General features: G+C 40.1%; 12 protein-coding genes. 4 read left to right on the top strand and 8 right to left on the bottom strand.

Translation table 11 applies throughout. From position 1 onward, the window contains the following. Positions 1 to 3: 3 nt before the first annotated feature. Positions 4 to 777 (bottom strand): SDR family oxidoreductase, encoded by a 774-nt coding sequence (locus HG267_RS06075; RefSeq protein WP_045871614.1) that lies wholly within the window; start codon positions 775 to 777, stop codon positions 4 to 6. Between the two features lie 247 nt (positions 778 to 1,024). Then, complete coding sequence (locus tag HG267_RS06070; RefSeq protein ID WP_045871613.1) at positions 1,025 to 1,897, bottom strand: hypothetical protein; 873 nt, start codon at positions 1,895 to 1,897, stop codon at positions 1,025 to 1,027. 84 nt (positions 1,898 to 1,981) lie between these two features. Between HG267_RS06070 and murG the strand changes: the two genes are divergently transcribed. The 4 genes from murG to HG267_RS06050 all read left to right on the top strand — a co-directional run bounded on the left by murG (position 1,982) and on the right by HG267_RS06050 (position 4,582). Then, entirely contained in the window at positions 1,982 to 3,058 is a 1,077-nt protein-coding gene (murG, locus tag HG267_RS06065) for an undecaprenyldiphospho-muramoylpentapeptide beta-N-acetylglucosaminyltransferase (RefSeq protein WP_045871612.1), read from the top strand. Between the two features lie 319 nt (positions 3,059 to 3,377). Then, positions 3,378 to 3,836, top strand: a complete 459-nt coding sequence (locus tag HG267_RS06060) for a hypothetical protein (RefSeq protein WP_045871779.1) — start codon at positions 3,378 to 3,380, stop codon at positions 3,834 to 3,836. An 11-nt stretch (positions 3,837 to 3,847) separates the two neighbouring features. Continuing rightward, positions 3,848 to 4,093, top strand: coding sequence for a DUF6737 family protein (locus HG267_RS06055; RefSeq protein ID WP_045871611.1), 246 nt, complete (start codon positions 3,848 to 3,850; stop codon positions 4,091 to 4,093). Positions 4,094 to 4,432: 339 nt separating this feature from the next. Continuing rightward, positions 4,433 to 4,582 (top strand): PsaJ protein, encoded by a 150-nt coding sequence (locus HG267_RS06050; RefSeq protein WP_071989428.1) that lies wholly within the window; start codon positions 4,433 to 4,435, stop codon positions 4,580 to 4,582. Between the two features lie 122 nt (positions 4,583 to 4,704). Here HG267_RS06050 and HG267_RS06045 read toward each other — a convergent pair whose 3' ends face one another. From HG267_RS06045 to HG267_RS06020, 6 genes are all read right to left on the bottom strand, one after another. Next, positions 4,705 to 5,508 (bottom strand): SDR family NAD(P)-dependent oxidoreductase, encoded by an 804-nt coding sequence (locus HG267_RS06045; RefSeq protein ID WP_045871610.1) that lies wholly within the window; start codon positions 5,506 to 5,508, stop codon positions 4,705 to 4,707. A gap of 527 nt (positions 5,509 to 6,035) precedes the next feature. Further along, positions 6,036 to 7,445, bottom strand: a complete 1,410-nt coding sequence (locus HG267_RS06040; RefSeq protein WP_045871609.1) for an oligosaccharide flippase family protein — start codon at positions 7,443 to 7,445, stop codon at positions 6,036 to 6,038. A 96-nt stretch (positions 7,446 to 7,541) separates the two neighbouring features. Continuing rightward, positions 7,542 to 9,044 carry an O-antigen ligase family protein gene (locus HG267_RS06035; protein ID WP_063749836.1) on the bottom strand — a complete coding sequence of 501 codons (1,503 nt, stop codon included), beginning with the start codon at positions 9,042 to 9,044 and terminating at the stop codon, positions 7,542 to 7,544. Positions 9,045 to 9,212: 168 nt separating this feature from the next. After that, positions 9,213 to 11,414: a GumC family protein gene (locus tag HG267_RS06030; protein ID WP_155539376.1), complete on the bottom strand. Its 2,202-nt coding sequence runs from the start codon at positions 11,412 to 11,414 to the stop codon at positions 9,213 to 9,215. A 94-nt stretch (positions 11,415 to 11,508) separates the two neighbouring features. Then, a complete protein-coding gene (locus HG267_RS06025) occupies positions 11,509 to 12,159 on the bottom strand; it encodes a sugar transferase (protein ID WP_045871607.1) in 651 nt (216 codons plus the stop codon). 369 nt (positions 12,160 to 12,528) lie between these two features. Continuing rightward, entirely contained in the window at positions 12,529 to 13,755 is a 1,227-nt protein-coding gene (locus HG267_RS06020; RefSeq protein WP_045871606.1) for a glycosyltransferase family 4 protein, read from the bottom strand. Positions 13,756 to 13,777 lie beyond the last annotated feature (22 nt).

The raw sequence follows: 13,777 nt of genomic DNA, 5'->3' as shown, positions 1-13,777 counted from the left end.
ATTTTAACTGCGGCGATTAACCAAGGTGGCACTAGCTTGATCAACAGGCATGAGTACCACTTCATTGATATTCACATGAGGCGATCGCGTAGTGCAGAAAAATACTACATCAGCCACATCTTCTGGAGTTAGGGGTTGAACTCCCTGATACACCTTTTTGGCGCGATCGCTATCGCCATGAAACCGCACATCGCTAAATTCTGTTTCTACCATCCCGGGATCGACAGAAGTCACCCGCACAGGAGTACCTAACAAATCTTGTTTTAAACCTTCGGAAATTGCTCTGACAGCCGCTTTCGTTCCACAATAAACATTGCCATTGGGGTAGGTTTGATGCCCAGCTATCGAACCTATATTTACCACATGACCGCGATCGCGTTTTACCATCCCCGGCACAACATAACGGGTAAGGTAAAGTAAGCCCTTGATATTGGTATCAATCATTTCTTCCCAATCTGTAAAGCTGCCTTCATGCAACTTGTCTAAACCGCGACTCAGTCCCGCATTATTTATCAGGATATCAATCTCAGACCAAGCAGCCGGGAGAATAGAAATAGCAGATTCCACCGCCAGGCGATCGCGCACATCTAGTTGTAACAAATGAGTTTCAGTACCAAATTCTTCACGGAGGTTAGCAGCTAACTCCTGTAACCGTTCCAGCCTTCGTGCCGCTAAAATCAACCTTGCACCCGCACCAGCAAAAACTTTGGCACAAGCAGTACCAATCCCACTACTTGCGCCAGTGATCAGAATAATTTGATTTTGCAGGGAAATCATTGTTAGTCAAGAGTCAAGAGTCCAGTGTTAATTGTCCAATAATTCGGAACAATTGACTAATGGGGGATTGGGGAACTCGGGGCCCCCTCTGGGGATAAGGGGTAATGGGGACTGGGGACTAGGGACTGGGGACTGGGGACTGGGGATTAGGGACTGGGGATTGGGGAAAAGGAAAAAAAGGGAAATTATTATTACCCATTACCCATTACCCATTATCAATGCCCAATGCCCCATGCCCCATGCCCATTTACTTTTTCACAACTTGTAACCGCTGTGTCACCATCGTCATTCCATCTCCGCGGAGGATGACAGCAGAAAGCCATTGGCTACCAGGGGTTGAGGGTGCGCGTCCGACTTTAAAAAGTCCGCCAGATGTGAGTAATTCTAAATCTACGGGTGTGGGGTTGAGATATTTTTCTGCTTTAATAGGTTCTTCTATAGCTGTACCTAAAAGGAATTCATCGCCTAAGGGTTCTTGAACGATCGCATCAAAATTATATTGCTGTCCAACTTGGACTTGTTGTGGTAACTTAACATCAACTTGAGGTGGCTTGCTACCTGAAGTTAGCAGGGTACGTTCCGACAAAATATCTTGACGGATGATTTTTGCACCTGCGATTCGCTGACGCGATCTAATTGTGGCGTTGAAACTTAAATTATTACTGTTAGCCGAAGGTAAACCAGTTATATTAGTGACGGTTTCAGCCACAATACCATTGCCTTGTGATTGCCAAGATTGCAGCTGGGTACTGTATCTTAATTTGGGATATCGTTTCCAGAGGTCAACTAAGGCTTTTTCTAGAGTTTGGCGATTTAAACCATCGCCATGAGTAAAATTAGGGCTGTAGAATTCGATGACCTTTTTAATATCACCTTGGGTAGCAGCTGTATCAATTTGTGTCAACAAATTTGTTACTTCGGAAGGTGCGTTTTGTGCGTATTTTCTAGCAGCTACACGCTCAGATGTTGATTTCCTAGAAAGTTGTGAGTTTCTTGGTGTACTAGCTTGAGTACATTGCCAAGTACTGACGATCCCCAGGGTCACTAAAGATAAAATTAGCCCGATGCTGGTAGGGAATTTGCAACGGCGTTTCAGTAATAAAGTAATAATCTTAGTCATTGGCAAGAATTTACTGATTTCACTAGAGAAGGTGAGGAAATTGTTTTATCTTAGTTAAACTAAGCGCTAAACGGTAGGGTTTTGATGGTAGAAGAAGCACCGATTAGGTTATTAATAGCAGCCAGTGGGACTGGTGGACATTTGTTTCCCGCGATCGCACTGGCCCAAAAACTTCCAGAATATGAAATTGAATGGTTGGGTGTCCCCAATCGTTTAGAAACTCAGCTTGTACCCAGACATTATCCTTTGCATACTATTGCAGTTGAAGGGTTTCAGCAAGGTTTTAGCATTTCGTCTCTTCGCATTTTAGGTAAACTCATTGGTTCCATTCTGGATGTGAGACGCATCCTCAAACAAGGTAAATTTCAGGGATTGTTTACCACGGGAGGTTATATAGCAGGCCCCGCCGTGATTGCGGCGCGTTCTCTAGGAATACCTGTAGTTTTCCACGAATCTAACGCTTTACCTGGTAAGGTAACACGCTTTTTCGGCCCTTGGTGTGATGCTATGGCTGTAGGTTTTGATGTAGCTGCCCAGTATTTGCCCCGTGCTAAAAATGTTTATGTTGGGACTCCAGTGCGATCGCAATTCCTCGATTCAGGAATCAATGTATCACTAGATTTACCCATTCCTGATGGTGTTCCCTTAATTGTTGTCTTTGGTGGTAGTCAAGGCGCAGTCGCAATTAATCAGTTAGTCCGTCAATCTGCACCCGCTTGGTTTGCAGCTGGCGCTTATGTAGTGCATTTAACAGGAGATAAAGATCCCGAAGCAGATAGTCTCCAGCATCCCCAATATATCGCCTTGCCGTTTTACGATAATATGGCGGCGTTGTTGCGACGGGCAAATTTAGCCATAAGTCGTTCTGGTGCAGGTAGCTTAACAGAATTGGCGGTGTGTGGTACGCCAGCGATTTTGATTCCTTACCCCTTTGCAGCCGAAGACCATCAAACCTACAATGCCAAGGTATTTACCAAAGTAGGTGCAGCCTTAGCATTCCCGCAGTCAGAGTTAACTGCTGAGATATTGCAGAATCAGGTTTTAGAATTATTGCACTCACCTAGCGAACTAGCCAAGATGGGAGAGAAAGCAAAAGCGATCGCAATTCCCGACAGTGCTGATAAATTAGCGCAATTACTGCGTGAAGTAGTGGAAAGGTAGAAAATAAACTACTAAATGCAGAGTATGAGGAGTGACTTTTTTAGATCTGCATATTTTTTGGTGGATGAATCTGGCGTAAATAGATGCTTTCAACTGTAGGAAAAACCGTAATTCCTACAATAAGAATTGATGAAACAGCAAAAACATTAAACCGTTGACTATAGCAGCACAGAAATATCAACGGTTTAGCATATTTTGATGATCTCAACAGACGAGCAAAACGATCCCCATGCAGATGACATTTTGATTCCTGTCTCGATATGCTTAATTTATAACGAGTTCTCATTTCGAGCAAACCAAAATGCTAGCAAGTAGTGTCATGCAACGATTGGCCTGTAGTTCTTTAATTATTTCATCTTTAATTGCAATAGCAGGACATTCAGCTATGGCTCAAAGTCCGATAATTCATGCTCAAATGGGGATCAATTACGCAGCAAAAGTCAAGGTTTTTGATAGCAATTATAAAATTAAAATTGCTCAATCCTCGAGCGTAATTGATGAAAAAGCTGCCGTTGATTTAGTAGCTAAGTTACCACAAGTCAAACGTAAAGATAGAGAAATTGAACGTCTTTCTAAGGGAAAGATCCGTGTTGCTACAATAATTGATAGTTTACCAACTCCCGAAGCACCTTACTACACAGTGCGAGTCGTGGAAAATCATGTAGACCATGTTGACACCATTTATTTATTCCGGGTCTTGAATCCCAGTGGTAACATTCAAGTTTACGATATTCTCAAGGATGAATATATCTCCTTAGAAACATGGAAACCTAATTAACAATTTGTAAAATGCAAGAAAAAAAGCCCATAAGTCCGTGGAATTACAAGCCTTGGTGGTGTCAACCCTGGTCTATAGTTCTTACAGGTATCACGCTGATTAGTGGTAGCTGGCTAGTATTTAAAACTATTTGGCTAACAGTTATCATTTCTATACCTATCTTGGTTTGGATGGGCTTTTTTCTATTAATCTGGCCGCAACTAATTATTCGCAGTGGTATTTTAGATTCTTACCAAAACCAAAATTTAGATAATTGATGATTTTGGGTTGCAGTCTCGTGATCAAACTATAATTTGATTTCAGAAATAAACGTAGTGGCGTGTCTAGCCTTAAATGTTGCATTAGAGATTAAATTTATCCGCACGGCAGTTGCTTCAAGTCGGGAAACCCGCCCAACGCACTGCCTTGTTTATCTGCGTTTATCTGCGGTTAATTTTTTCTAATCTAACGCACTATTTTAGCCTTGCCACGCTAGTAGGATGCGTTAGCAGCGAGAGTACGGCATCAGCGCCAAAGCTGAAATTTTTTCAGAAATCAAATCAGATTCCTATTGTAATCAAATATCTGCAATCATTCACTGAATTTAGGAGTAATCAATGCAGAAATCCAACGACCAATCACGTTATTTTCAGAAATATCTTTCTCTTGCACCAGTTCTGGCTGTACTAACTATATCCAGAGCCTTTTCTATATGGGCGCTTTTTAATTTTATCTTCCCCGATTTGCTTTTTTATCCCATGCCATAATCATGAGTAATCTGCTTTAAAAAGACGCAATTACCTATCAATGATTATGTTTCAGGCAGAAATTTAAATTCTGCCTGAAATTATCTTTAATTACAATTAAAAAGTCTATATCAATTCACAATTTATTTAACTTCCTGCATATTTTTCACAATTTTTGTAACCAAATTCCTAGGTGTAAATCTCACAATTTCTGCCAGAATTTTATTTTTCAACCCAGGAATAGCAACAGTTTTACCTTCCATTAAGGCACGATAGCCGATTTTGGCGACTGTTTCTGCATCCATCATATTATTATTTTCTATTTGCTTTGCACCTGCAAGCCCTGTGCGTTCATGAAAAGCTGATTCTGTAGGCCCGGGACAAAGGGCTGTTACAGTGACACCTGTATTTTCTAATTCACTTGCTAGTGCTTGAGAGAAGGATAAAATATAGGCTTTGGTAGCAAAATAAACTGCCATTAAAGGGCCTGGTTGAAAAGCAGCTGCGGAAGCAAGATTTAAGATTTTACCCTCACCTTTGCTCACCATATCTTTGAGGAATAACTTAGTTAAATGAGTCAGAGTGACTAAATTTACTTGCAGCATATCTAGTTCAGTATTCAAGTTGGTTTCACTAAATAGCCCATGAATACCAAACCCTGCATTATTTACTAACACATCAATCTGAATAGATTCTTGTTGTAATTCTGCAAAAATCTCTTCTGGCGAACTTTTTATAGATAAATCCTTAACTATTGGTTTTACCCAAATGTCAAATTGCTGCCTAATTTTATCAGTAACATCCGCTAGCCTTTGCGCCATGATATCTATTAATACGAGATTATAGTTATTTTGGGCAAAAATATATGCCAACTCATAGCCAATCCCGTTAGCCGCGCCTGTAATCAGAACGGTTTTTTTGTAATTGTATTGCTGTGCTTTGTTCATAAGAGAAAATATGTAGATTATACCTAATGGGTTTGGCGTGTCTAAAAATTATGCAAAATAATTGCGGAACAAAATAGAAATATTTAGCGTCCTTAATTTATTGGAAATATGAGTTACAAATTTTATATTGTAACCCATAAAAACCAATAATTAAGCTCCTCTCTTTTGAATATAGTTCCATGCCTATAAAGCTGTTGTATATCTCAAGACAAACTGCAAAACTCATAAAGTTATGGTTTGCCAACAATAGCTTTAACTAATACCAAAGTAGTATTCTGAAAATCTCTAGGATGATTTTTACTTTCCAGATGTCATCCAAATATAAAATGCGCTAGAATAGCCTATTTATAAGATATTGGGTGTTAATTGTAAGTTGCGATCGCTACAAGTTCTCAACAGCCCCAATATCAAAATTAAGTTTAATTATGAACATATCTAAAACCGTATATTTATATAAGCAAAAAAAATAATCATGTAATTTGAATTACATGATTATTACATTGAGGATTACTTGATGCGATCAATTTTTAAGCTGCCGATCGCCTAGCTGCCCAAATATCCAAAGGAATCTTACGAATACCCGGACAATAAATAAATATTGCCCCATAGCTAACAACTAGCACTCCCACTGCTGCAACTGGTGGTAAGAACACACCAGCAAACATAGAAATTGTCGAGACTAAGGTAATCCAAAAGGCATCCCAATAATCGGGTGAACCAAATAACTTAGCGATCGATTTATGAAGCAAGTAGAAGCTGGGTAAAGCCAGAATTTCTGACAAACCGTATCCCCACAATCCCATAAGGGGGAGGAAAATTATGGTTGCTAACCACAGAACGCCTACATACCAAGCATTACGATGAGCAATTTCATAGTTATGCCCTACAGCATACAAACTAGATGTATGCAGTTCAAAAATCGCTCCTACCAAAACTCCTACTGCAATGAAGGGAAAGATTTGGGCACTGATTAACCACTTATGAGAGAACATTAAAGGAATTAACCAGGCAGAAGTACAAGAAAAGGCAGCACAAATCGGCCCAATTAATAGAGCCTGATATGTCATTCCTTTGCTAATTGCCTTGCGAGTTTGTTCTGGCTTATCCACTAATTTTGCCATCACGCTAATGGACATCCGCCGCACCACCAAACGCAAGATTGCTAATTGCTCTGCCAATCGCATGGCAATACTGATGTAGCCAACTATCTCCGTACCGCCTAAACGACTCACTAATAAAGGCAATCTTAATCTTCTCAGGTTTAAAATTCCATCAGAGCCAGAATAGGTAAGTCCATAATTTATAGCGGGTTTAACTACCTTCCATTGCCAACTCCAGCGCCAAGGAACGGGATAATAATAGTACGCCATTACTAGTTGGACTAAATATCCCAAAACTGTGCCAATAATCGGCCCCCAATAGCCCCAGCCAATTAATACGAGGGGAATTGCCGAAACATACAACACCACACGAGAAACTGCTTCTAACAAACCCACCTTGTCAAAACTCAGTTCTCGTTCCAACATACTAGTCGGAACTCGACTCACCATATCCATCCACAGCGCAGGTAAGACGGCTTGTAATGCACCTGTTACCTCTGGCTCTTTTGTCCACCAGCCAACAAGGGGAGACGCACACCACAATACAGCACAAATCGCTATTCCCAAAAAGTTATAAAATGCTTGGATTTGTGCGGGTTCTTCATCAGTAAGATTTGGCTGACGTACTAGGTAAACTTGCAATCCCAAACGGCAGACTTGATTTAAAAAATAAAAAATACTTAAAACAATAGTGACAATACCGTATAAACCTGGGCCTAACATCCGAGCAATTACTAGCACATTCACCATTGAAAGAGCTGCGACTAGTAACTGTCTAAGTGTCATTGAGACACCACCGCGAATAATTTTTCCTTTAATATCTTTTGTATTAGACATTTATAGAAACATCTTGATTTTAGTTAGAGGAATAATAGTGATGGGATGAGATTGATGCATCATAATTACAGATGGGATTACCATTACCAAAATTGCTTATTCAGAGCGTGACAAGCGACGGCGTTTAGAATTCTTTTGATAATTAAAGTATTTCTGTTTTGTAGATGTAGCTGAATCAAATTCAGCAGTTATCGGTTTATCCCAATCCCAGCCAGCTACAGCTAATAAAGTCCACCAGTAGAAAAATAAAGTAGTGTGATTCCAAACATTTCCCGCTAACATCCCTACTAACATAGAAACAAGAAACGCCAGCAGAATAAAACAGAGATTGCGTTTCGATGAATTAGGTGGAACAGAGTAAGCTAATTGGAACAGACGAACAAATAAGGCACCAATTAAAAACAAAAATAGAATAAATCCAAAAATTCCTTCTTCTGCTAAAAATCTCACATAATCATTATGAGAATAGCTAGCCAGAGGAGTTAAGAACCTAGAGGTGTCTAATCCATATCCTAAAAGTGGTGAATATCTCCATTTTTCTAGTAAGAATGTCCACTGAGCAATCCGCCAATTAAAACTATTACCATCACTCCATTGCAACAAAATTGCCCGAGATACATCAATATCTGGATTTAATAGTGGTGTTCCATACAAAGATTGCAAGCGCTCTTGTCCCATAGGTGAGCTAGCAAAGAAAAATAACACCAACCCAAACAGTAAAATACCACCAATTAAGTTGACTATATTCATTTTTGGTGCCACTAATGCTGGAATAAAAGCAACCAGCATCACCAATCCTGTTAATGATTTACTACTAACTAAGAAAAAAGCCAGTGCCGCAACTAAGATTAGCCAGGGTAAGCGTTGCTTTACCTGCCCAATTTTCCAAAGTGCAAGACTGAGGAAAAACAATGAAAATGTAGCAAATGCATTAGGATGTCCCAGGGTTCCATTCATTCGCGATCCAGCTTCAATAGCATATCCGCTTTGAAATACTAGAAACGAAGGCAGCATTGATGGTGGTAACAAGATTTGCAAAGTAGCTGCGGTGATGGGAATAATCAAACTTAAGAATAAGTAAGAAATTACTTTCTCTGCAGTTAGTCGCTCCTTAAGTTGCATGACTAACAGGTAAATCATTAATCCCGAAAATACTCTTATCCATTCCCGTATAGCTACTGGTAAGTATGAGGCTCCTAGCCCTAACCCACCTATTGCTTGTAAAACTACCCATAATCCTTGCAGAGCAATCCATCCCGCTAGCAACCACCAAAATCCATCGGTGTGTATTTTTTGTCTGCGTAGCAAGAGAACTGCCACATAAAGCAATGCCAAGATATCTATTCCGACACCAAATGCGGCAGGTAGTTGCTGATCGGAAAAGGCATCTAAAGCACTGCGTAAAATTAATAAACCTAAAACGGTTTGCTCAAAATTTTTAAAGAAATTGATGAGGATAGCAATAGCAACAAAAAGCGCAACTATATACAGTGGTTGTAAGTTTGCAACCACACCAACAATAATGCTAAAAATAAGCCCTAAAACACTAATCCAAATGGTAGGACGAAAAAGAATATTGCTACCTTGATCTATTGCCATTATCTGTCAAGTATGTATTTGTCTCATCCAAACAGTTAACTAATACAGCATTGAATAAATAGAGTCACCCTTGTAAACAATCACAAGAATTGATGTATGAAACTTTTGATTTTTTGATTTTTGTACAGACGCGATTAATCGCGTCTCTGTAACTTTTGCCTTGTTGTATTAGCCAGTATGTTTGCCTGTTTCCTTAAGCATTGACCATGAAGAAGAATGCTCTGCTGCTGCTAATTGCTTTCTTTCAACAGCAGAAGCAAGTGCAGGAGGAGCTTTTTCTAGTGGTAGTACAGTTTCATTCATGACTACGCCCAAAACAACGCTACCACTCTTTTGTAAGTTAGATATTGCTTGCATAGCAGCATCTCTAGAGGTGGCGTTAGGCTTCACAACTAGAAGTACACCATCTGAAAATTGGCTTAAGGTAGCAGCATCGGCAGAATTTTTTATGGGAGCAGAATCAACAATCACATAATCATAATGTTTTGCTGCTTCTTCCAAAAGCTCCGCCATTGCATCTGTCTCAATAATCATAGATGGGCGATCGGGGATTTTACCAGAGCCTAATACTGATAAATTGGGAATTGCTGTTTGTTGAACTGCATTCTGCCAAGGCACATTATCTGCAATTACTTCTGTTAACCCTAGGGAAGCAGGCAGATTCAGCAAACTTTCATACATGGGATATTGAAAGTCTGCATTAATAATTAATGTGCGTCTTGATAAAATTCCGGCTACAGCAGCTAAATGCAGTGCTACTGAAGATTTTCCTTCTCCACTACTGACACTGCTAATCACGATAACTCTGGCGCTCTCTTTACCAGCAGATTCTAGGGTTTTGAGCAACATCCGGTATGGCTCTACATAGTCGGAGGTATCCAACAGATTGTTGAGGTCTGCCAAACTAGAGGTTGCAGGTGAAAATTTGGGTAATACTCCGATTACAGGAGTTTCTAGCCAAGCTTCAACTTCAGATGTATCCCGCAATGTGGAAGCCATGAGTTCCAAAATTAATACCATTGCGCCAGCAGCAATAGTGGCAATGACGGTACTGAGTACTATAATTACCAAAGGTCTTGGTGAAACTGGATCGGTAGGAATTTCAGCTTGTCCAATAATCCGGATGTTGCTGAGGATTTGTCCTTCTGCAATCCGCGCTTCTTCTAGCTTATCTTCTAAGGCTTTGAGAGCTTTATCAGCTTTTTCGCGTTCCCGAGTCAAGCTTACCAATGCTTGTTGAGAAGAGGGAATTTTTGCTACACGCGATCGCAAACGCTGGATGTCAGACTGGACGACGTTGAGCTTATTTTCTAAGCCCTGACGTTCAATATGACTGGTGATATACAAAGACATTAAGTCTTGGCTTAATTGGTTAGAGGCAACTTGGCTAGAAGATACCGCTTGATTTGCAGGAACTATTTGTGATAGTTGTTGATTATACAGAGAACGTAGTTCGTCGCGCTTATGTAAAAGCGCTAACACATTAGGATGTTCGTCCGTCCATCGGAAGCGTGCATCTGTGAGTGCTACTTCTACACTCGTAAGTTGTCTTTGCAGTTCTTTGAGCTGTTCATCTTGCCCAACACGACCAGCAACGTAAGCGCCTTGAGAATCATTGACCCCCACTACTTGTTGTAATGATTGGTCTTTGTTTCTAGCTTCTTGCAATTGGGCGCGCAGCTGCCTTTCCTGATTTTCTAGCTCTGTTAAGCTTTCAATTAACCCTTGAGTTTGGGTTTCTGATGCCACTAAAGAATAGGTTTCCCGATATCTTCTTTCTGCTATATCAGCTTGTTTGAACTTGATTTGTTGTTGAGCGATTTGCTCTTCCAGAAACTTGCGTACTGATGAAGCTTCTGTGCGAATTAGCTTAGTGTTTTCCACCATTACCAACTTGGCAATCTCGTTTAACAGATCGGCCGATACTTTGGGATAGGGGTTTTGATAGCTAATTTGCAACAGATTCGTTGCCGGTATAATTTCTACCCTAATGGCTTGCTGTAATTGCTCAATTGTGGGTAGCTTCTCGGCTGGTATTTCACTATTTTTCTGAAATTTTTTGAGCGCACTCCGCAAAACTTGAGGAGATTTTACTAATTCTGCTTGTGTTGCTACTGGATCGGCAGCTTTACTAGGTGCTTTATTATTAATATCTGTTAATGCTTGGCCTAGAGATGATAGACCAACTTCTTTTTGCCCAACAAGTAGTCTTATTGATGTTTCATATAAACGAGGTGAAATCGCAAAACTAATTGCAGCTACACCTACTAATACAGATACAAAAGTTAATGCCGCCGCCCAAGAATGACGTTTGATAGCGGATGCTGAAGATAAAGGAAAAGCAGCTTTACCCATTAATGTGCCTGCCAAGATTGCTCTTTGAAAGTATACTAAAATTGGTTAAAGTAAATTTCTTCAACGTAGAAAATACTATAGGTTAATAATTATGTTAACAGATAAATAGTTAGTATGCTCCTTTGCTCTTTAAGACTACATGAATTGTTTTTAAAATTAATTTGAGATCGTAAATAACAGACCACTTTTTCTGATATTCTAGATCCATTTTGACAATATCTTCAAAATCTTCTATATGAGAACGTCCATTAACTTGCCATTCACCTGTAATTCCAGGTTTAACTAGCAACCTTTGAAAGTGGTGAAGTTCGTAATTCATTACTTCATCAACAGTGGGAGGACGAGTACCAACTAAACTCATATCACCTTGCAAAACATTCCAGAATTGAGGTAATTCATCTAAGCTGGTGCGGCGTAAGAAAGAGCCAACGCGAGTAATTCGTGGATCTTGAGCATTCTTGAAAATATGTCCCTTAGCCTGATTTGGCACTAGATGCTTCAGATATTCGGCATTAGGAAGCATCGTCCGGAACTTCCAAATACGAAAATTTTTGCCGTTTAAACCACAACGAGTCTGACTGTAAAAAATTGGGCCAGAACTATCTAATTTGATAGCGATCGCTATTGGTATAGCCACTAATAAAGTAAGAGATAAACCAATGAGCGCACCGAAGATATCTATTAATCGCTTCAGAGAACTCGTAGCCGAAGGATGTACCCTTTGTGCAAAATTAGCACTCGTTTGAAGATGAATCTGCATGGACTTTTGGTAAGAGCGAACTATGACATGTAAATGAAAAATGAAGAATTAATCACAGGAAGTTCGCCCATTTTTGCGGCTCAAGAAGTAGTGCAATAAATTTGCGATCGCGGCTCCCGAGAAATCAAGTTTTTGGATAGTGATGAGTGGTGAACCAATACCCAAAATGAATTCGCAAATGGCGATGGCAATTATGCTGTCGTTTCGTCTTGTTTCTCAAGCCTAAAAAATGGGCGAATTATCAGACTTTGGGATTTTAAATTGAAAATCTATAATATAAAACTATTTTCAGATTTTCAAAAAATAGTACATATCCCAATACAGATGGTTAATCAAAATCACTCTTATTGTTAACTGTATGCATAAAATTTATGCATAAGCTCCAGAAAATTGACCTTGTTCGCTTTGCCAATTTTCTAACAATTCAGTGTAAATACCATTCACAACATAACGAGCGTCATAGGGTTTAACTACGCGCACACATGCTTCCGAGGGATAATTTTCCGGATTCCTTAATACTTTTCTCCACTGATCGGCGATCGCTACTGGAGTTTGTTCTTCACAGACAATACCACTATCTGGAGTGAGGAAATTTGGTGTTTCACCCGCACGAGTTGTGACAACAGGTGTTCCACAGGCCAGTGCTTCAATACTACCTCGGCATAATCCTTCATAAGCACTCGTTAACACAAACATACTAGAAACTCGATATAAATCTGCGAGCTTTGCTTGTGCAAGTGGTGGAAGTAGCGTGACTCGATTTGATAACTCTAAACGAGTAATTTCCGCACGTACATCTTCTTCTAACTCACCCTGACCCACAATTAATAAGTGAGCCTGAGGATCGTTAAGCGCTGCAAAGGAACGAATCAACAATAGTGGCTGCTTTTGTGGATGCAGACGACCAGCAAACAAGATAAACCGAGTCTCAGTTGACAGCCCCAACTCTTGTGCTTGCTTGATTCTAGCTGCTTCCCGTTCACTAGAATTTAAAGAATAGAAAACATCTCCATCCACAGTATTGGGTAGATAGGAAATCCGTTCTGTAATATCTGAGTAACGCTGTTGATATTGTTTTGCAGCTTTAGTATTGCACGAGAGGATGCGATCAAACTGGCGTACTAATCGGCTTTCCAGCGCGTAATAAGCAGCAGGGAAATATCGCCAGAGAATACCGCCTCCCTCGCTTGAGCCTTTTATTTCCTGCTCAATATCATTATGAATATAAAAAATTCTCTTGCCAGACCAGCCAGAGGCAGCTATTGTCGGTTCTATGCGATGGAATTGCATAAAGTCCGATGAGAAATCGCGCCCTAATAGTGCCATTGTATACTTAACTGTGGTAGGCACTAAACCGCGAATATTGTCGTTCTTTAGCTCAATTAAGGGCATAAACGAAAACTTTCTGCCAAATAACTCAGCCTCAGACCACTGACCCACAGGCATGTTTGGATCGCCATTACCTGTTCCCACTAGGCGGATGTGGAACTCTTTAGGCGCATACTTAATAACATAGCGGATACAAGTCTGGATGCCGCCAATAGTAGGATTCCAGGGATTAAATTGATAGAAAATAGTGAGAGTAGGCTGACTCATAATTAGACTCCTTCATTCTTAC

Origin of the sequence: Tolypothrix sp. PCC 7601, assembly GCF_025677855.1 — a bacterium.
GTDB lineage: Bacteria > Cyanobacteriota > Cyanobacteriia > Cyanobacteriales > Nostocaceae > Aulosira > Aulosira diplosiphon.
This window is presented reverse-complemented; position numbering and strand designations above follow the sequence as displayed.